We start from the raw sequence: 19908 nt of genomic DNA on the forward strand, positions 1-19908 counted from the left end.
TGAGTGGCGGTGAGTCCAGTATGACTCGGCTGGCGCGAAGTCAAGTCACCAGCGGTTACGATCCGGCAGATCGTCCACCGCAGCCGATACCCGGGTCCCAAACGAGCAATCCTCGTCACCGCCTGTTGCCGGAATACGCGGAAACTGCACCGACGCAACGCCGTAGATGTAGACGAATCTCGCCATCTGCTGCAACGTGCGGTATCGCGCCGCGTCTTACAGCACTGGGTCGATAGGCGAGAAGTGCTGGGTCGTGATTTTTCCGTCAACGATCTTCTGCGCGAGCATCGAGAACATCGGGCCGCGCTTCTGCCAGTCTCCCGTTGTGCGCGCAAGCAGGTCGAGCACGTAAGGCGCGTCGATCGGCGAGATCTCCTTGCGAATAAGGTCAAGCAGATCACCCTCGGTCGCGTCAGGCCCTTGTACAGGCTTTTGAGCTCGCTACTGCACGGCGCTGGCCGCGCACGGACAATCTGCTCCCAACAGTGCGCGTGACAAAGCAACTGTCCTTTTTTATACACGAATGTTGCGATTTTAGGGCTGGTCTATAATCACAACACATGACATCGCAATAAAATCAAGGATTTAGGCCTCAAGACCTTGTAACGCTGTTTTACGTGTATAAACGAATTTCTTTGCGGCGACCGCTTTTGTCAAAGAAGCCACGCTAGCGCCGGGCTTGTGAGAGCGTGGTACGTGACGATGATGGCGAGCGCCGATAGTGTTAGCAGCTGCGGCCACAACTTCTCGCGATGGCGGTACGCGGCGCGAATGTAATCGACGGGGGACATAGTTTCTCCGGGGATGGTGCGCTCACCGGGATGGTGAGAGCAGGTGAGTCCAGTATGACTGGACCGCCGCGAAGCCAAGTCATCAGCGGTTGCGATCAGGTAGATTGTCCACGGCTGCCGATACCCGGTTTTCAAACGAGCATTGCTCGTCACCACCTGTCGCCGGGATACGTGGGAACCGCACTGACGCCACGCCGTCGATGTAAACGAATCTCGCCATTTGCTGCAACTCGCGATAGCGCGCTGCGTCGTCAAGCACCGGGTCGATCGGCCAGAAGTCCCGGGTCGTGATCTTTCCGTCGACGATCTTCTGTGCGAGCATCGAGAACATCGGACCGCGCTTTTCCCAGTCTTCCGTTGTGCGCGCAAGCAGGTCGAGCACGTAGAGTGCGTCGATCGGCGAGTTTTCTTTTGTATCAGATCCAGCAGTTCGCCCTCGGTCGCGGCTGGGCGGTTCGAACGCTGATTCCAGATCTTTCAGGCTTCATCGAGCGCGGCATGCTTGTCGTCAGTGAAAGCGATCCACGGCGTTCGCTTTCCGCACTCATCGCATTAGATGCAGCAGAGCCGGGTGTCCGGCCTCACGCCGGATATAGCCTCAGGCTACAAGCATATCCCGCATGTCAAGCCGCCGGTGGTAGCACGACGAACGCGAGCGGCGACGGCGGTATCCATTCGACGCACGGTTCGTTGCGCGACGCGTACAGCGCCTGCTTCTCTCGCTTGCGTGCCTGGTATGCGTCGTTTGGTTCCATGCCGTAGACCTGGATCACTGCTGGCCTCGCGGTGTCTGTGAGGCGGAAGTCGGGCAGCATGTCGTCGCCATCGTTGCGGCGCAAGGGCTTCTCAAAGCGCCGGCGTTCCTGCACAAGACGGTTCGCCATCTCAACCTCGTAGCTCGAGTCGCAGGGGATGAAGGCGCGGTTGCAGAGCTGCAGCGCAAGATCGATTGCGCGTGGATTTCCGTCCTTCATGCGTTCAACGACGATTGCGGCGACAACGCGAGCTTGTGGCCTGCCTATCATCGGCCATGCGTGGCGGAAAGAACTTCATGCCGCGTTGACCAGTTGTTCCGAAACGTAGAAAGCCTCGTACGTCTGCTCAGGCGCACGACGAATACGTATCTGGAAGGATAGCTGGCCTTGATTTCCGCGATCACGACGCCGCGATGCGATTCAGTCGGTGTCGTCCGGATCCGGTCCAGGAAGGTGTCGAACTCGGCTTTTATGGTCGCGAGTTCCGTTTCTTCGTACCGGCGCATGACGTGAACGACGTCCTGGACCGGCTTGCCATTCAGCTGCCCTTCGCCCAGCACCGCAAGGATCTGTGCGCTGCAGGTGCCCCAATTGCGCTGCGTTGCGCCGGTCCAATAGTTCAGGCCCGCGTCCATCCATACCCGTTGCAGGAATCCGAGGAGCGGTGCAGACCGGCGCGACGTAGAACCGTGGCTGACGTTCGCCGGCCCCGGGCTTTTAACCGGTCCGACCGTACGAACAGTCAGTGCAACGTCGAGACGGGCATTGAGTCCATCCGGCGTTAACTGACCCCGCAAAGTTGGACACTTTTGCAGGCAGTCTTGTGGGCAAGTATTCGGAAGAGACGAACCTCGCGGTCGTCGAGGATTATTGTTCGGGAACGTCGGGGCTCAAAGTCTTTGCTCGCCGCCAGATTCCCGCGCTGTGCAGCAAGCGATTCGTTTAACGCCTGTTCAGAACGAACGCGGTCGGGCCAGAACCCGTGAACGAACTGCAGGTGGCATATCGCGAATCGCATCCGACACGCCCGCCAGTTCTGAAACGATTGCCGTATCGATCACCACGCTTACCGCGGCGGATTGAGGTCGCAACTGAATTACGCCGACGCCGAGCGTCGCCGCGGACGTGAGCACGCCGATGGCGAGAACGGACAGCGTGGCGCGTTGACTGAATTTCATGGTCACTGAATTTAAGCGCGCAGCAAGCGCAGCAATGCAGCCAATTTTCAGTAGGATGGCTCAGTGACGGGCGCCTAAAGGAGCCGAAAAAAGCGGAGCATTTGCTTCGGTCAGGCTGCGTGGACCGAAAGGGCGGCGTAATGGGGAAGCGCGAAAGAGATGGCAAAACAGCGATCATTCTCCGGATAGTCCCGTAACGCGTTATAAGCCGCTGTGCCTGTTCGGCCCAATAAGGCAATTGCCCGGTCAGATAGCCGACTGGGAGCGGGTGGAGACAGCGACTGTCGCGAGACGTCGGCAGTGACGTCTTATCCACAGACTTCTTCACATTTCTGTGGATAAAGCTGGGCGGACGAGCCCCGAGAGGCAGGTTGAAATCGCCGTAATCCGTCACCGGCGACAGGCAATGCACGCCGTATCGTTTACCTATCACCCGCGCTCTAGGCATCGACTAGCGCTTACGCGCGATCCAAGTGATGTCCGCATCTAGCGAACGCTTATTCAACCCAGACGGGGAATCATCCCGCTCTGGCGTGGTGTCCCGTCAATTCCATTGAGGGAAACACCATGTACACAGCACTCATTCAGCAGTTCAAGGATGCGCAGGTAAAGGCTGCGGCCGCTTATCTGGAAGTCGGCGCGGCTGAGACCGCTCTGTTTCCGGGCGACGGCGAGTATTGCTACCGCGCTGCTGAGTCCCGGTCGAGTTCCGGAGCGCGAACTCAGCGACTTCTGCAATCAACTCTCGCATGTGCTCGTGAGAGAGGCGGTCCGACGTTTCTCGCCAGACGGCGGCCGGTTGGAGATCGACGACAGCAAGGAGTTCGACAACGCATCAATCGATATTTGCGGCGCGCTCCAGGCTGGCAAATGTCCGGACTTCGACGCGTTCTGGGCTTATCTGAAGCGCACCTACAGCGGCGACGCCGGTAAGCGTATCGGCCTGGTTCAGGCCGCGAAACTGATCATCGATGGTTCTACATTCGCCCCAACTCCGAGATCAAGCGGACGTCCAGCGCCATCGTGCGGGAAGCACGAAAGCTGGAGCGAACCGTGCCACCGTTCCAGCGCTCGCCGGCCGACCTATCAATCGCGGCAGACCGTCGCAAATATCACACGCGGTCTGGGGGCCTTCTCGGGTCACGCCGGATTTGAAGTACTAGCGTCGGAGCTGAAGCACGGGCGGCTGCTGGATTACCAGTTTGAAACCCGCGAGAAGGTGTGTCTAAGCGGCCCTGATATCGTGATGTACAACGAGAAATGAAGTTCAAGTTCTCGCATCAGGTGGGCGATGCCCTTTCGCTGTTTATCAGCGAGTTCGGTGCCGACTACCTGGCCTCGCGTGAGCACTACTGATCGGATGCTCCGCATGCTCCGTCACCGCGTTTATCTTTTTACCCGCTACGTCACCAGGACTTAGGGCTTAACCACCGACGATCCGCTTACATCGTGCGCGCAGGCGAGTGCTACTCGCCAATGTTCCGCGCTGCGGCGTTGCGACACCTCGTGCAGCGCGCGCCGCTGGGTGTGACAGGTGGACAGTGCTTTTCTCGGCTCCCAGATCATCGGAAACGGGCGCGGCCGCTACATTTCTGGTGCCCTGTCGGGTGCTGCCGCCGGCTTCTTTTCCCAGCACGTAAGCGCTGCGATGTCACGTCACAGTGGCATCGAGGTCTTTTTTCGACGGGCCAACGGTCAGACCGTTGTTGTGTCGCAGGTCGATGACCAGCAGTTCGCTCCCGCGAACACGTTTTCTTGTTTCCAGCGGGCCCGGCTACCGTATCACCCAATGACTATTCGCGCCTTCACGGCGCTTTCCCTTGCGGGGCAACCCTCCGTAAGGGAGTTGCCCCGTTTTTCCGAGGTCCAGCATGAAATTCCCGAAGTCGTTCTACACGGATCGTCGATCCGGCGGCGCCGGCGCTACCGCTGCTCTCCAGCAGCAGGCCGCGCGCGTTCTTCGCCGGGTGGCGCAGGGCCTGCGCCTCCGCTCCCGCGAGATTGTCTTTGAACCGTCGCGCCGGAATTTTCCGGGGCGCGTGTCGCTTCGCACCGAGACGCTGATTGTCGACTTGCTGGATCGGCCGTGCCAGAAACCGGTGGCGCTCAGCTTCCGCACGCGCCGCGGCCGTTCGGTTTTAACGGGCGGCGGTGAGAACTATGTGCCGCTCGAGCAGATCGAGACCGCATGTGGTTATCACTCGTTCCTCGATGGCCTTCGCCTCGCCGGTGGCATCGACACCTCCTCCGGAGGTCGATAATGAAACTTGCGAACGTCAAGGTCGAATATTCGTGCGGCACGACGATTACGGACCGGGTGACGCTTGATCCGGCAACGGGGCAAGTGCATCTGCCTCCGCGTCTTCAGACGCTGCTGCACGTGATGGACGAAACCGAGTGCTCCCCGTCTTTTGTTCTGGAGTACAACGGCTCGTCGTTCCCTGTTACGGTGGATCCAGATGGATTTCGGAAGATCGGCGAGCCCGACGACCCAAAATCGGCCCTGGAGCAACTAGTGAACCCCACCAAGGATCAGCGGCAGCAAAATGCGCGTTTCCTGCATACCCTGTCGGCGGCATCCATCGGTGGCCTCGTTGGCTACGTTCACGCCGCATCCAGGCTGGACTCGACGACTATTGCCGGCACGGCGATCCTCGCAATAGTTGCGGTACTATTGTGGTACGTCGGATTTGTTGAAATGAAAGGAGAATGAAATGGTTGCAAACCTCATCACTCTCGTTGTGGGCGTGTCCATTGCAGCGTTCTTTCTCTGGACCAACAACAATGGCCGCAAGCGTGATCATGAGCGCCTGTTTGGCAAACGTGATTAATCACGCGGCGTAGTGCCGGGTTAGAGGTATCGGGCTGTTCCCATCGGGGAGCAGCTTTTTTTTGTCTTTTTTGACTACTGAGCGCGCCCCCCGGGGCGCGCTTTTTTCTTTTTGGAGACCAGAAATGAACCACGCCTTTGTGAAGCCCGTGGGCTACGAGCAGCCAGTCGCCGTCGTGTCGGCGGGAGAAAACGGAAGCCTCGCGGCGATCATCGCCGGTACACGTGCCGATTCATCACCGCAGGGCAACCGGCTGGACGTCGAAGGCAGAACCGTCGGAGAAGTCTGCTCGATGCTCTGCAAGGTGTTACGCAATACGGAGCTTGAGCCGGAATGGCTCGTGACCGCCAATATGCTTGATGACCCCAACGAAGCGACCAGCGGTGCCCGGATGGACCGCATCTGCCCTGCTGACAGCGTCTGGAACCGTGTGGCTGTCTCCGTTGACATCGGCAGATCCGAGGGCTGGATCGTCCATGTCGACTGGATCACGCGCACTGAAATACCGGACGTCGCGGGCCGCGGATATGCCGTCCTGCCGCTCCTGCGCGCGAAGGTATTTGTCGCGGACCAGGCATGGCAACTGGCGCGCTTTATCTCTCACGCGATCGACCGGACGTAGTTCTCGTTCACGTCAGACGACGCAACCATCATTTCAACCCTCGCGGGCACTCGGCCCGACAGGGAGCGATTGCCCGCTTTCTATTTCCCGGAGCAATCGTGTATCAACTCTCCTTCGCTGGTCTTTCCCTCTCCATCGGCACACTGCTCGAAGTGCTCGCCGTCTTCAGAACCGACAACCGCCTGCTCGCCTTGGAGTCGTCGGACATCACTTTGATGCAAAGCGGCCAGCCGGTTCAGGTCATCCGCCACAATGGTTCGCTTACCGTGCGCCGGATCAGACGCTCGCACTGGAAGCTGCTTTACGATGCGTTCGACCTCACGTCGACTCCGCGACTGATCTTCTCCTCGGAGCAGATCGGGGAGGCGGCCGACGCGCGCGGCCGACTCGACCTGTTCGAGACGCTGCAGGGCGAGTGCGAGCGCCGGTTCGGGTTCCGCTACGCAGGGCCAGAATATGGCCACACGCGACAGCGGAACGGCCGGCACGAAGTGCACGTCGCGTATGCGCTCGCAGAAGGCTGCCCGATTCCCGAGCCCGTGCTGGATGAATATCGCCAGTTGCCCGACCGCTTCACGACCGACATGACGTGGGGCAGGGTACTGCTTGATGTGCCTGAGTTGCGCGGCGCGATGCCGCCGGATAAGGCGCGAGTGCTGGCAAGCTTGATGTCGCGCGAGAAGGGCGGCATCAGTTCTGCCAATGCGGCACTGCTCGCGATGGTCATGCGTCTCGCGCCGAACTCCCCGACGTATGAGGAGGTCGATGATCTGCTGTTCAGTCACGGGCTGCTGCAGGCACATAACCTGCCCGACCGTTATTCGAACCCCGTGCCGCTCGGTACGCCGGTATAGAAGTTTGCCGAGTTGTACCGGCAGAATATGGCGGACCGCCGGCGGGACACCGCGATCGCTCGTTTGCGAACTGAACGGTCGGCGGGACGGATGTCTCAACGGACGTTCGATCTGCAGATGCAGATCGCGTTACTGGAGCATGGCCGCGAGACTTTCGCTCTGGGCAATGAAATTTCCGAGGCGATTGACCGCGGAGACGTGCATTACCTGCTGACGATCATGGACTGCCCCGACGAGCGCAATCGCGTCGTCAAGCAGACGGTGCGCGAGGTGTTCGGCATCAGGCTGCTCGGTGTGCGGGCTGCTGCGCGTCGCCGCGGCATCTTTGCGCTGGCGGGCTATGACGAAGCCTGTCAGGCCCAATGGGAATCGGCTGGATCGCCGCAGGCGCGCCAGCACGTGATTGAGATCCATCAGGCGACGCGTGCGGCCGCGAGCGTTCATCCGGCGATACTTGCCAGGACGCAGACGGCTCACCACGCCTGATCAGTTTCATCCAGACCTTTTCGACAGACCCGGCTCCGTGCCGGGTTTTTTTCGCCCATCCCTCTCGCTGCCGGCGTAAGACCATGCGAAAAAGCGATGACGCGAGGCGTGATCTGCAGGCGGCGACTGAACTTGCTGCCAGCAAGCCTCTCCTGGACGCTGCCGCAGCGGGTCTTGAGACCGCTCACGCGGACCTGGAAAACGTTGCGAGCGAAGCCGCTGCGCGGTCTGCGCGATACGAGTCCGAAAAGGCCCGGATGACCGCAGAGATGACCAGAATCCAGCAGGAGTCGAAGCAGCTTGCAGCCGTCGATGTGACGGCGGCGATCGCGGAGACTGACCGGAAGCTGGCCGCGAATCGCGAAGCTGTAGCGGCGTTTGAGGGCAGGATCGAAGGTGCAATCCGCGCCTAGACCGTGCTACAGGCAGAAGCGGGCGCGCTCTCGACTGAACTGGAGGGCTTCTCTGCGACGCAGCGGCGCGCCGACCGGCTCTCCGATGAGATCGCGCAGTGGAAGCTGCTGGCGAAAGGGCTTGGCAACGACGGTGTCATCGCGTTGACGATCGACGACGCGGGGCCGGCACTGACCGACACCGTCAACCGGCTGTTGCTCGCCTGTTACGGCATGCGTTTCACGGCCGAGATCCGAACGCAGCGCGCGCTTTCAAACGGCGAGCTGCGTGAGGGGTTCGAGATCCTTGTGCATGACGCTGAAGCTGACAGCACGAAGTCTGTGTCGGTCATGTCCGGTGGTCAGAAGGTCTGGATCAACGAATGTCTCACGCGAGGCATTGCGCTGTACCAGGCACAGAACACGGGCCAGCCCTACCAGACGCTTTTCAGTGACGAGTCCGATGGTCCGCTTGATCCGCAGCGCAAGCTGCAGTTCATGCGGATGAAGCGGGAAGTGCTGAAGCAGGGCGGCTATGAGCGCGAGTTTTTCATCTCGCAAACGCCCGACCTCGTGGCAGAAGCCGTTGCGGTAATCGACATTCAGGCGCTGGCCGCATGACGCGCACATCCTTCTAACCCTGTGGGTAACGCCCACCGGGGCGTTTCCCGCTATCACATTGAGAAACGCCTATGCCAACTGTTCGAGCCATTCAGGGACGCGATGAAGCGGTAACGCTATCGTCCCGTCCTGCCTCGCCTCGCTCGGGTACCACTCACACCTACGTTCTGAACGGCTCGCTATTGCGTGACGTCTTGATCGACGGCAAGTGGGTCACTGTCCACGCGGGCAATCCCTGCAGTTCACGCACCGCGTAAGCGGAGCACGATCCTTCCCCGAATCCACGACGGAAAACCTCCTTTTGCTGCTTGGAGCAACAGGCTCGTCGCTTTGCGCCTGCACTGCGCAGCCACAGGCACGCGCCGTAAGCGCACGCCCCACAGTCGTCGTTCAGGCACCGCGAGGTGAGCCCCGGCGACTCTCGTCGTTGTCCGGACGGCAGGCTGATCAGTCTCGGTGGAGGGCATGCGCATTTCCTATTTGAATTAGCCGTTACTTCGCGACGCAGCCAACTGGAATTCCGCTGAAGCATAGTTCGCGGCTCTGGAATCTGGACGTACTGTCCAGGGGCAATGTCACGCCCTTGTTCATGACAGAATTCTGATACCTGTTTATAAAGACGCGCCTTGACCGGTTTGCCCAAAAAATCGGTGAACATACCCTTCGAAGACTTCATGCAGGTGTGCTGGCCGATACGAACGAAGTCTGTATCAGCAGGCGCAACCCGCGAGCCGGACATGCATATGCGCGGGAAGCCAGAGCGCCGGTCGTGCCGGTCGAAGTCCGGAAGAGATGGCGTCCACAAGTTCGTCCCACACAGCACGGGCCTCAGACCAGCAACGCATCAGAAATAGCGGTATGAACGCAAAGGTACATGCCACCACAAAAATGAACTGCATGGCTGTTCTTTACCCGCCCGGCGAAGCGACACCTCTACAGGGCGTCGCGCATGAGTCCGTGCCCGGGCTGTGACACGCTTCATGGCAGATTGCTGGTCGAACATGAGTCGCACGCAGATGATCGCCCGGGCGAATCGCCGGCGCTGCGCTGCCCTTCCGCGCCTCGGCACCGTGTCCGTCAGGCGAAACCGGCATATCAGATCTGCGCGTCAATGATGGGGCAGCGGAATGTCTGATGCCGGCATGACTACCGCGGGTAAGGCAAGCGCGGCAAACTGGATAAACCCAGGCGGAATGACCTCTCCGGCCGCCGCCACCGATCCCAGCAGACCAGCCTTTTCTGACGGTGTCAGTTGCCGTGCACCGTGCCGCTCGCTATGCTCATAGCCTAACAGATCAGGAGCCAGAAGTGCGACGCGTGACGGTCAGGAAATCATCGGTTCATGGGCGAGGTGTTTTCGCGTTGCAGGCGATTCCAGCCGGCCAGCGGATCTTCGAATATCGTGGTGAGGTGACATTGTGGCACCGGGCCTCCGTGCGGCACCGGCGATCCGCTATGCGCGGTCACACATTCATTTTTGGATTGGCTGACGGGCGCGTCATTGACGGCAGCGTCGGTGGCAACAGCGCCCGCTGGCTGAACCACTCCTGTCAACCGAACTGCGAGGCGATCGAGGACGAGCGGGGGAGGGTTTTCATCGAGACGCTCAGGAAAGTGAAGCCGGGTGAGGAGCTGTTCATCGCCTACGGGCTGACTATCGGTGAAGCGGTTACTCCAGAACTGGCGGCCGACTATTCATGTCTCTGTGGAACGAAGCGATGTACCGGTTCGATGCTGGCGATGGTCGGCGCTTAACGAGCGCCCATGCGGCCTTGCATAAGCGCTCGCAATGGCGGTTCTTGTTCTGAACTCGTGATCCTTTTCTGCAATGGACGGTGGGCGCACTCCACTGCTGTCCTCGCTTATTCACACGTGCGCATGGTCGCCAGCGGCACGCACCGCACGAATGCACGAAGTGCGGTGAAGGCGGTGCAGCTGTAGGCGCCCGTCAGGGCGACAGCAGCAAGCGGCTGGCCATGCAGCAGTAGAAGCCGAAACAAGTGGATTGAACGTCAGCACGGTCTGTTGAGTTTCGCTAGTCCGAATTCATGCGTTAAAGGCAGTGTTACCAACTGCAGTTATCAATAGTTAAGCGGCGATCTCGTCCGAGGTCATCCCTGGCGGCTGACATCGGCACTGGCCGCTCCGTCCGTCGCGTCCACGCCGGAAGGAAAGTTGCATGCCGACGGACCGACGGAGTAGGCAGGCTGCATCGCAAGCCAGGAGACGGACGAAATATGAACAGGCAGGAACGGGTGGACGCCGTCGCCGGCGCGACGAGTCAGCGCAAGCCACGTTGCAGGCAATCGACCCCTTCATCAGGACTGTAACGACGGCGATCAACAGAGGGGACGCCGCATTAACTGGCCGGCTTTGGGTTCGTTGTAAAACGAGGCATATGCCGCCTCGCGTAATACGCAGCAGTCGTCGGGGGCCTGGATTCTTCAAGCGATTGAGTCGCAGTTCCACTTTGGCACGTTGATGCCATTCGTTTTCGGAGCCTCTCAATTGTGTCTCCTTTGACGCGGTTCCAGAAGCGAACGGTCGCGACATCGACGCTCGGGGCAAACACGTCGATCAGTTCATTCTTCCATGTGGAGTCGCTACAAGTACTTGCATGCATGGCGCATGCCGCGGATGGAAACGTCTGCCGTCGCCCCCGGCTTCCATGCAAAAATGCGCGCATGCAGCTGTCCAGCTGGCGCCAGACTACAGCCAGGCGAAGGAAAAGACGTTCATGCGAATGTCTCGCCTGTTGCCTATGCGTTGCCGTGATGTCCGCAGGCCTGCTGGGACTCAGCGCTCCGCAACCGACGTTGCGGCTGCCATTAAAACAGCGTAAGTACCTTCGTATCTCCTGGCAAGCCTGACGAAACACCAGATTTCGGGGGCCATCTCGCCTACGTGTCGTTCCTGAATCTGCTCATTGTGATGATACATATAGTCGAAGCAATCGTAACCGTCGTAGACGATGAAATAAAGGAGTAATTCAGTGTAATAGCCGGGCATGGTTGAGGACCTGACGATTTATGTCCCTGTCGGATTTTGACTGTCAGCGCCGCCTACGCTTCTGATGATTAATCCAGGACTGGCGTTGAAGCTGACATTACGCGCTGGCATGGCTTAACCCGTTCCAGGCGAGGATAGTCCGAAAGTTAGCCTGCTTGCTCCCGCAAGATTGCGACTCTCGCAGGCAGCATCCACGCCGGGATAATGTCTTTCATTCAGGCAGGTCTTCATGCAAACATGCGGAACCTGACAACTCATAACAAAAAACAAATCGGCTGCCCTTTGGACGCCCTGATGAGCGATGATGACGTAAACCGGAGTTTGGCCGCTGCATTGAGAACACAAAATGCAATTAGCAGATCAGTTTCTGAATCTGATACAGATCAGCTTAATCGTTAAACCTACTAATGCAGTGAGGCTATAGCCGACGGTCTGACCTGCAAAGAGGTCAGGACAGCATGGTCAATCAAGGAAAACGTTTTTCCGCAAATTAGCGGCGCTATGGAGATCAAAATGGCAAGCTATCGTGAGCTTCTTGAACAGCGCGATGCACTCCAGCAACGGATAGACGCGGCGAGAGAAAGTGAACTCGACGAAGTCGTAAGGAACGTGCGCGCGATTATCAAGGAATATTCGCTCACGCCTGCGCAGGTGTTCGGCCAGGCTACAGGCAAGCGTGGTCCGAAGCCGGGGATACGACCGGCAAAGTATCGCGATCCAATGTCAGGAGCGACGTGGAGCGGGGTAGGGCGCCAGCCCGCATGGATAAAAGGGCAGCCTTACGAGCGGTTTCTCATTCGTGACTAACGCCTGACGTTGGGTTTCGCGAGACGCGTCGCTGTCAACCGCCATGGAACTTGAGTTGCAAGGCCGCTATTGATGGGACGTGATCTCAGCAGGTTGCCTGCGGGCCATGAGTGACCGCCAGGTGGTGCCAGTAAAGGCCCGTGCGGACCGATCATTCAGCGTGCAGGTCAAGCCTGATCTGTTAAAGCCTTGTTATCGCCCAGCCTGGATCGACATGTGTGGCTGGTACGTTTTTTCAAGACTGCGCAGTTCAATGGGGTCCCACGATGGACACGGCACGTTAGCGGGCACATTCCTGCTGTCACATGCCCACGCATAATGCCTTCCATAACGGACCTGTGGGTTATCCCTGGATGCCACTCAGTGCTGCACATTTCCAGAAACAGAATTAGCGGAGACTGGTGAGGACCACATGAATGTCAGCTCGTGGATTGGTTTTATCTGTGTAATCGTCGCCGTCGCTCTTCTGGGCTACACACTATCGGCAAAGCGTCTGCTGAAACGCAGAATGCGCGAACAGATGTTTGTCGCTTACCGCAGCCTTGAGCTCAGGGAGATCGAACGCAGCCGGGCGAAAAGGAAGTAATGGTAGTTGTGCCTCGAGGTCAGGGGTCGCGATCCGTGTCAGCATGATGGTCTTCTTCGAGTCAGTCAGGACAAGTCGTCTCAACCTCCTGGAAGAAGGAAGTTTCGCGCCCCGGCAACTGCCAGAAAGGGGGACACCTCCGGTGTGACCATCTTCGCCGGTGACGAAGGGAAGATCCCCCCGATCGGTTTCCCGCAGAAGGCGGGCTCGCGCCACGCATCTGGAACGGGGATCTTTAGTCAAGAGCTGAAATCTCCCGAAATTCAGGTTTGGCGACGACTTGTGCGCCATGGTATCGGGCACGTTGCGTTCTCATGCCTTCCAGCAAGGCAAAAAGAACGGAAATGGTCCGGGACAACTCCCTTCGCCCCTATCGCCGCCCTCGACAGAACGCATCAAAAGCCACTGGACACATCAATTACCTTTATGCGCCCAGAAGGCATGACGGCAACGGCTTATTGTCGCCAGCCACTTCTGGCGAGGCAAGGGCTGCCTAACACATTGATGTCTATCGCCCTCCTGCGCCCAATCCAGAGAACAGTGCCCGCCCCCGGCTGGCCACATGAAGTCTGAATCCGGTAATTGTGACCTGCACGGAATTGCCGCCGTCATATCTTTTCATCTGCGGTCACCTTGCGATATGCAGAATCATCTGACAGACCCGATCTACGCAGGGAAAGTACAGCTAGCAACAGCCAGGGGGCAGGGTGCAGAACGGATCGAAGCGAAAGAGCGGCCACAGTCGCAGCCAGGCCGACATCATGTTAAGTCGCGCGCAATGGTGCGAACAGGCGGGCAGAATGCGCATTGCAGCCGTGCTGGTGGCACTCGCCATCCCGTGCTGGCCGGCCGGTGCAGCCTATGCGCAGACGACCGCGGAAGGATTCACCTACCACGTCGTTGATCACGAGCGAACGCCGGGTCAGATTACGGCAATGCTGCAACCCTTCGTCGATGCGTGGAAAGGGGAAACTGCTGACGGCAGCCATATCCAGGCCTGGTCCACGAGATTGACAGAGGTTCTGCACGCTGGCGGGTATCCTATCGGCCAGGTGCTGGTCACCGCCGAGGACGCCCGACGCGCGGAGCAAAGCCATGTACTCCAGTTCACCGTCTACCTCGGCCAGATTGGCCGGCTCGACGTCGACAACTCATCCCGGGTCAAGGAGGCGCGTCTTAAACGCACGCTTGAACACGCGTTGTGTGACAAGGGGCGGGGCATTGGCGAGGGATGTGTACTTGAATCTTCGCGACTTGAACGCGCCACCCAGCTTGTCCAGGACATTCCCGGCGTGACCCTTGGGGGCGCGCCCGCTCTCGACAGTCAAGGTGTCGGGACCGGGCAGACGCACATGACAGTACAGACAGTACCGGTCGGTCAGGCGGTGAGTTACGATGCGATCGCGGATAACCAGGGCACCGACGCTACCGGACTGCTGCGCCTGGGCGCAACGGTTTCCGCGAACAACATACTTGGCGAAGGCGATTCGTACAGCGCCGCGCTCTACACAACAAACAAGCACATGTGGAGCGGCACCCTTGGTGCAAGCGGACCAATCGGTTACAGCGGACTGCGGTGGTCACTGGCAGCTGGACGCGCCCTGTATTCAATCAATAGTGATGTTCAGGTCAAGGCGGTTGCCGACACGGTCAGCACCGGCCTGGTGTATCCCTTCGTGCGGGGCCTGGACGCAAATGTTTATGGGGCGTTTGACCTTCTCGACACTCACACCAAGACGAGCTACCCGGATTTCGGATTTGACGTTCAGACCCATCTTTACGCATCCCGCCTGACCTTTTCCGGCAACAACGGCGATCGCGCACAGCAACTCGGTCTGAGCCAGTGGCAGGGTAGTGTTGCACTGACTGTAGGCGATCAGTCAAACGACGACGCCCAGGATGTCGGTCCACAGCGCGCGGGCCGTTACGCGAAACTGTCAGCAGACCTGATGCGCAGACAGAATCTGACCTCGTCGACTAACCTGTTCGCCGTGGCCAACGTGCGTGGCCAGCTGGCGAGCAAGAATCTTGACTACAGCGAAATGTTATCCCTCGGCGGCCTGAACGGCGTTCGCGCCTACAGGGCGGACGAGGGCTCGGTTGATCAGGGCGTCATTGCTTCGCTTGACCTGCGCTGGCGATGGGTGCTTCCCAAAGGAGGTCAGATTCTGCCCGGTCCGTTCGTCGATTTCGCTTTGGGTCAGCTCAACCGCGACCCGTGGCCAGGCTGGCAGGCGGGATATCCAACGGTCAGCAATGTGACTAACCGGCGCGTACTTGCAGGTTATGGTCTGGCGATCGATTGGGTCAGCACGAATGGTTTTACCACTTCAGTTGCGTGGGCGCGGCGCTTCCCGTTCGCGCAGGACTCCTGGGTCGCACCGGGAAGTGCGCGCTCGCGCTTCTGGCTTAGCTTCACCTGGAAACACTAAGTGTGCGTTACTCGGGCCTGGCTCGGGGGAGAAAATGATGAGCGTTCCGAAGGTGATTCATAGACCATAATTTTTTCCGCTGAGTGACGTCGTAGACTCGCCACATGGAATGCAGGGGACCAGGTTCCGGCGGCCGCCGATTTAAAAGGCAAAAAGCGTTGCCACAGGCCGGCCAGCTGCGACATGTGCGTACACGGATCTTATGCGCCGTTTTTTGTGCATCGTCTGTGGGCATCAGGAACCGTCTGCGAGACAGGCCGACTGAACCTGATAATTGGCGAAATTCTCGATTTGTCGCCGCGATGATGGAGTCTGAGCAACTGAACCGGGCAGACGATGCAGCAAGGTCCAGGGCGAAAGCGGACGTTGGAGAACGCGATGCCGGGCGCAAGAGTCGGGCATCGCTACGGGGCAAAGCTTCAACGACGGTTAGTTATGAAGGTCATCAGATCCGTCAAGGTAGCGAATGGTTCTCTTACCCCACTTGTACCCGCAGACTGGGCAGTTATCAAATTTCAAGACCCACCGCGACCTGAGAGTGAATCATGTCGACACTGATCGCCTTTGCTTTTCTGATCGGAACCACTTGCACGTGCTTTTCAATACTAGGCTATCTCTCGGCGTGGATTGTCGAATTCAGCTACCTCGCTGGACTATACCTGTTCCTGCACGTTGTTCACTTGAAACATAAGCCTGACACCTTCAGCCTGCCGGAAGAGGCCGGTGTCGAGCTTATGGTCGCCGCGGCGTGGCCCTTGATAGTGCCAGTAATGCTCACGTGCCGGATCGCCCGGGCGATCACTACTGGAACTGGAAGGGCGCATTAGCAAACCGGCAGGTGACGTTTCATGAAGTCTGACTATATCACCTGGCATTACTGACTTTATGCGGGTGCAAGCCTGACGGTTGTCTCCATCTCGCGTAATTTATTGCAGGATCTATTCGTTGCAGTTTAAGAAATAAAAATCTTTCCTCAGAAATGAAGATCATCTCGTGCCAGCAACCTGTCTATGCTGGTGGCAGTCATCGATGTGCTGCAATCAAGACACGATTTCCGGCATCGAGGTACTTCGTCCAACCGTAACTACGGACCGGACAGAGAAGTGACCCTGGCAGTCCCGGCAGGCAGGTGATGAAGTTCGCCCCACCCGAATGGCCGATTAATAGGTTGAGGATGTCGTTCCAGCACTTCTGGTTCCGGTGACATCACGTTGGTGCAGGTTCGAGACAGGAATGGTACGGACCGGTCGCGCCCGCGCTTGAAGATCGTCAGTCTGCGCCTTCGTCAAGCCATTCTCCACATTCTGGAAACATGCAGAAAAGTCAGTGTATGTACGAACGGAAACGGTTGCGTAGGCTAGCGTGCGCCCTGGTGGCGCTGGCATGTGGTGTAAAGCAGGGGTATGCGCAAACGGTGGGCCCCGACATTCGATTGCAGCTCGAGCGGCAAGGCCAGTTGCAGCAGCAGCAGCTCGATCGTGACCGGTCATTGCAGAACGGGGATGCCAATCCGTTTCGCACTCCAACACCAGCGCCCGAAGCCGTGGTACCCCCCGTGACGCATGGACCTGCTGGCGAATGCCATCAGTATCGCCAGATCCGCATTGACGGCGCAGATCACCTTCGGCCGATCTACCGCGATGCGCTGATTGCGCCTTTTCTGGGGCGGTGTCTGAGCCAACAGGATGCTGAATCACTGGCCGCAGCAATCACGAGACACTATCTCGAAGACGGCTACGTTACGACGCATGCCTATGTGCGACGACCCGATCCGCTTGCGCCGGATGTACTCAGCATCAGTGTTGTTGAGGGTATCCTGGAACGTTATGCGGTGGAGGGCAGTTCGATCCCGCTCTCGACGGTTTTCCCAATGACGGTTGGGCACATCTTCAACCTTCGCGACCTTGAGGAAGGCATTGATCACCTGAATGCTCTTGCGTCGAACAACGTAACGGCACAGATTGAACCCGGGGCGGCCGCAGGGGGCAGCGTCGTTCGCCTTCAGAACCAGAGGACGCAGGCGCCTTGGCGCGCTTACTTCTCCGTCGATACGCTGGGCAATAGCGCAACAGGTCGCGCCGAAGGTGTGGCAGGCCTTACACTGGACAACCCGCTAGGACTGGCAGACTCCCTGTCGACCTCCATGCGCCGATCGTCGCCCTGGAATCCTCAGCCGTACCGGTCATTCAGCTTCTCTACCCTCTACAACATTCCGTTCGGTTACAACGATTTTACCGTCGGGTATCAGACGAGTCGCTACAGCCAGACGTTGACGCTGCCATCGGGAAGCGCCGTCAAGACGGATGGGACGCTGGGCAGTCTGTTTATCAAAGGGGAGCGTCTGTTATACCGGGATCAGAATACGCAGCTGGTTGTATCCGGACAACTAAGGGCGGAGCGCGACTCTACTTCATTTGGAGCGCAGGAGCTTGCACTGCAAAGTCCCCATCTGGCTGTCTTTGATGGTGATGTCATCGTGAAACGACGCGTCGAAAACGGATGGCTCCAGGCGTCGCTTGGCCTTTCCGAGGGTCTGCACGGACTGGATGCGACGATTGACAGTGGCAATACAGGTCCACGGGCGCAATACACCGTGTTTCACAGTGTTGGCAGTGCGACTACACAGTTTGCAATCGGTGCACAGCAATTCACATATTCCGCGAGCTACTCGGGACAATGGTCACAGGACCAGCTTTACCCTTCATCCCAGATGCTCATTGGCGGTCCCTACACGGTGCGCGGGTTCGACAGGAATACCGCTTCCGGCAGCACAGGTGTCTACATGCGCAATGAACTGGGCTGGCTTTCCCATGGCTCTGTCTGGGGCATGCCAACACTGCTGTCCCCATACATAGGGCTTGATGCGGGCAGGATCTGGCGCGCAAATTCAGCGACCGACACCAGTGTGACGCTGATTGGCACGACAGTCGGCGTGCGCTACAGCGCAGGACGCATTTCCCTCGATGCGTTCTATTCAGCTCCTGCTCCGTGGTTGAAATTCGTCCCGCGCGAGAAGGGGCTCGTCTATCTCCAGGCCACGTTCAACCTCTAGACAGGCACACGGACCTGACGCAGCGCATGCAGGCTCCGGACAACGTATAACCATCCGGTCCAGACAGTTGCGGACTGCCTGAGCCCAACGTCATACCGTCAGGCATTGCATTTCAGTGGTACGAACCGAGAGATCCGTATTTTTTCTTAATCCCCTTGCACCATGTCATGATCAGCATGCCTGACGGTCATCGACATCCCGCCGAGGTTCGCCTCTGACAGTTGCAGCGGCAAGCCGTTCGTGGCTTGCCCGGCGCTTTGCTCCATCACCCACGGCTCGCGACAACTAGCAGAAGAAGGGTTCGCTGGCTATATCTCTGATCAACGCTCTGGACCACTTGATACGGAAATCGAGGCAAAAGATATCATTTACACAACGCCCGCTGATCGCTCATTCACACGTTACAGCCCCCCAAGCTTCTCATGAAGCTACTCAATATGGAGCCCATATTTGTGATCAGTTGTTATTTTAATCAATCTTTTTTTATGGATGATTAACATGGGGCGTTTTGCATTCATATTCGTGAAAAGGCCATAGTTTTCGCGCGTCAATCGCTGACCGTCTGTGGGAGGCTCGTAGTGCGTCGCAACATCGCGTCGCATAACCTGTCTAACGGAAAGATGAAGCATGATGCAAGATAACAAGAAAGCCTGTGGTTCAAACGTAGCTGTACCTGTTCAGGCTGATGAGGATTCCACATCAGCGCAGCAGCGACTACCATTTGTAATCCGCATCGTTCAGTCTCAGGCTGAGTTGCTGAAAGCGGTCGAGATGCGCAGACTTGCCTATGGAAGACACCTGCCCGAGTTCGCTTCAACGTTTGTGCCGGAAGAGCTTGACCAGAGGCCTGGCACCGTCGTGCTGATCGCCGAATCCAAACTGGATGGTGGTCCGCTTGGAACGATGCGCATCCAGACCAACCTTTACGAGCCTCTTGCCCTTGAGCGGTCGATCGAACTTCCGGGCTGGCTGAAAAGCTGCAGGCTTGCCGAGGCTACGCGTCTTGGCGTTGCTGGTGGCACAGTGGGACGCCTGGTGAAGGTGGCGCTGTGCAAAGCCCTGTTCATGTATTGCGAAATCAGGCGGCTGGACTGGATGGTGATTACCGCTCGCAGCCCGCTTGATCGCGAATACGAAAAAATGTTGTTCAACGATGTGAGTGGAAAGAAGGAGTTCTTCCCTATGACGCATGTTGGCGGTATGCCTCACCGGCTGATGGCAAAGCAGGTTGCTTTTGCCCGGGAGCGCTGGCAGCAGGCCAGTCATCCGTTGTACCGCTTTTTTTTTCTTACTGAGCATCCGGATATCGACGTCCAGAGCCTCGATGAAAACAGGCTGAAAACGTTTCATGGCGTAACGTCAGCAGACTAACGGACGGCGAAATAGTGTGCATCGGCGGCGGGTTTGGCCGCCGCCGATGCACCGGACAAGGGATCACAGGCAAATGAGATCAGGATCTTCCCTATGGTGTCAGCGCAAAGACTGGCTGCTC

20 protein-coding genes and 1 pseudogene are annotated in these 19908 nt (G+C 58.3%); 14 read left to right on the forward strand and 7 right to left on the reverse strand.

Annotation, left to right across the window (positions count from 1 at the left end; all coding sequences use genetic code 11):
• Positions 1-45 precede the first annotated feature (45 nt).
• The 6 genes from AAGS40_RS29535 to AAGS40_RS29560 form a co-directional block, all read right to left on the reverse strand.
• Positions 46-186, reverse strand: coding sequence for a hypothetical protein (locus AAGS40_RS29535; RefSeq protein ID WP_345817760.1), 141 nt, complete (start codon positions 184-186; stop codon positions 46-48).
• Positions 187-216: 30 nt separating this feature from the next.
• Positions 217-348 (reverse strand): hypothetical protein, encoded by a 132-nt coding sequence (locus AAGS40_RS29540; protein ID WP_345817761.1) that lies wholly within the window; start codon positions 346-348, stop codon positions 217-219.
• 525 nt (positions 349-873) lie between these two features.
• Complete coding sequence (locus AAGS40_RS29545; protein WP_345817762.1) at positions 874-1173, reverse strand: hypothetical protein; 300 nt, start codon at positions 1171-1173, stop codon at positions 874-876.
• 241 nt (positions 1174-1414) lie between these two features.
• A complete protein-coding gene (locus tag AAGS40_RS29550) occupies positions 1415-1765 on the reverse strand; it encodes a DUF1173 family protein (RefSeq protein ID WP_345817763.1) in 351 nt (116 codons plus the stop codon).
• Positions 1766-1812: 47 nt separating this feature from the next.
• Positions 1813-2343, reverse strand: coding sequence for a DUF1173 family protein (locus tag AAGS40_RS29555; RefSeq protein ID WP_345817764.1), 531 nt, complete (start codon positions 2341-2343; stop codon positions 1813-1815).
• A gap of 156 nt (positions 2344-2499) precedes the next feature.
• Positions 2500-2724, reverse strand: a complete 225-nt coding sequence (locus AAGS40_RS29560; protein ID WP_345817765.1) for a hypothetical protein — start codon at positions 2722-2724, stop codon at positions 2500-2502.
• Positions 2725-3523: 799 nt separating this feature from the next.
• Between AAGS40_RS29560 and AAGS40_RS29565 the strand changes: the two genes are divergently transcribed.
• The 8 genes and pseudogenes from AAGS40_RS29565 to AAGS40_RS29600 all read left to right on the forward strand — a co-directional run bounded on the left by AAGS40_RS29565 (position 3524) and on the right by AAGS40_RS29600 (position 10285).
• Positions 3524-3988, forward strand: a complete 465-nt coding sequence (locus tag AAGS40_RS29565; protein ID WP_345817766.1) for a hypothetical protein — start codon at positions 3524-3526, stop codon at positions 3986-3988.
• A 607-nt stretch (positions 3989-4595) separates the two neighbouring features.
• Positions 4596-4985: a hypothetical protein gene (locus AAGS40_RS29570; RefSeq protein ID WP_345817767.1), complete on the forward strand. Its 390-nt coding sequence runs from the start codon at positions 4596-4598 to the stop codon at positions 4983-4985.
• Entirely contained in the window at positions 4985-5437 is a 453-nt protein-coding gene (locus AAGS40_RS29575) for a hypothetical protein (RefSeq protein ID WP_345817768.1), read from the forward strand. Before AAGS40_RS29570 ends, AAGS40_RS29575 begins: the two co-directional genes overlap by 1 nt.
• A 242-nt stretch (positions 5438-5679) precedes the next feature.
• The gene (locus AAGS40_RS29580) at positions 5680-6177 is read left to right on the forward strand and encodes a hypothetical protein (protein WP_345817769.1); all 498 of its coding nucleotides are present in this window, start codon (positions 5680-5682) and stop codon (positions 6175-6177) included.
• A gap of 98 nt (positions 6178-6275) precedes the next feature.
• Positions 6276-7031 carry a hypothetical protein gene (locus AAGS40_RS29585; RefSeq protein ID WP_345817770.1) on the forward strand — a complete coding sequence of 252 codons (756 nt, stop codon included), beginning with the start codon at positions 6276-6278 and terminating at the stop codon, positions 7029-7031.
• Positions 7032-7058: 27 nt separating this feature from the next.
• The gene (locus AAGS40_RS29590; protein ID WP_345817771.1) at positions 7059-7517 is read left to right on the forward strand and encodes a hypothetical protein; all 459 of its coding nucleotides are present in this window, start codon (positions 7059-7061) and stop codon (positions 7515-7517) included.
• Between the two features lie 101 nt (positions 7518-7618).
• Positions 7619-8530 (forward strand): annotated as a pseudogene (locus AAGS40_RS29595) (SMC family ATPase); the annotation flags it as partial.
• Between the two features lie 1308 nt (positions 8531-9838).
• Positions 9839-10285 carry an SET domain-containing protein gene (locus AAGS40_RS29600; RefSeq protein ID WP_345817772.1) on the forward strand — a complete coding sequence of 149 codons (447 nt, stop codon included), beginning with the start codon at positions 9839-9841 and terminating at the stop codon, positions 10283-10285.
• A 1041-nt stretch (positions 10286-11326) separates the two neighbouring features.
• Here the strand turns inward: AAGS40_RS29600 and AAGS40_RS29605 are convergent.
• On the reverse strand, positions 11327-11539 hold the full coding sequence (locus AAGS40_RS29605; protein WP_345817773.1) for a hypothetical protein: 213 nt from the start codon (positions 11537-11539) through the stop codon (positions 11327-11329).
• Positions 11540-12052: 513 nt separating this feature from the next.
• Here AAGS40_RS29605 and AAGS40_RS29610 point away from each other — a divergent pair.
• From AAGS40_RS29610 to AAGS40_RS29635, 6 genes are all read left to right on the forward strand, one after another.
• Positions 12053-12346, forward strand: a complete 294-nt coding sequence (locus AAGS40_RS29610; protein ID WP_345817774.1) for an H-NS histone family protein — start codon at positions 12053-12055, stop codon at positions 12344-12346.
• Between the two features lie 349 nt (positions 12347-12695).
• Positions 12696-12932, forward strand: coding sequence for an LPXTG cell wall anchor domain-containing protein (locus tag AAGS40_RS29615; protein WP_345817832.1), 237 nt, complete (start codon positions 12696-12698; stop codon positions 12930-12932).
• A gap of 800 nt (positions 12933-13732) precedes the next feature.
• The gene (locus AAGS40_RS29620) at positions 13733-15364 is read left to right on the forward strand and encodes a ShlB/FhaC/HecB family hemolysin secretion/activation protein (RefSeq protein ID WP_345817775.1); all 1632 of its coding nucleotides are present in this window, start codon (positions 13733-13735) and stop codon (positions 15362-15364) included.
• Between the two features lie 545 nt (positions 15365-15909).
• Positions 15910-16191, forward strand: coding sequence for a hypothetical protein (locus AAGS40_RS29625; protein WP_345817776.1), 282 nt, complete (start codon positions 15910-15912; stop codon positions 16189-16191).
• Between the two features lie 503 nt (positions 16192-16694).
• On the forward strand, positions 16695-18416 hold the full coding sequence (locus tag AAGS40_RS29630) for a ShlB/FhaC/HecB family hemolysin secretion/activation protein (RefSeq protein ID WP_345817777.1): 1722 nt from the start codon (positions 16695-16697) through the stop codon (positions 18414-18416).
• 627 nt (positions 18417-19043) lie between these two features.
• Positions 19044-19787 (forward strand): hypothetical protein, encoded by a 744-nt coding sequence (locus tag AAGS40_RS29635; RefSeq protein WP_345817778.1) that lies wholly within the window; start codon positions 19044-19046, stop codon positions 19785-19787.
• Positions 19788-19908 lie beyond the last annotated feature (121 nt).

It is taken from the genome of Paraburkholderia sp. PREW-6R (genome assembly GCF_039621805.1).
Lineage (GTDB): Bacteria > Pseudomonadota > Gammaproteobacteria > Burkholderiales > Burkholderiaceae > Paraburkholderia.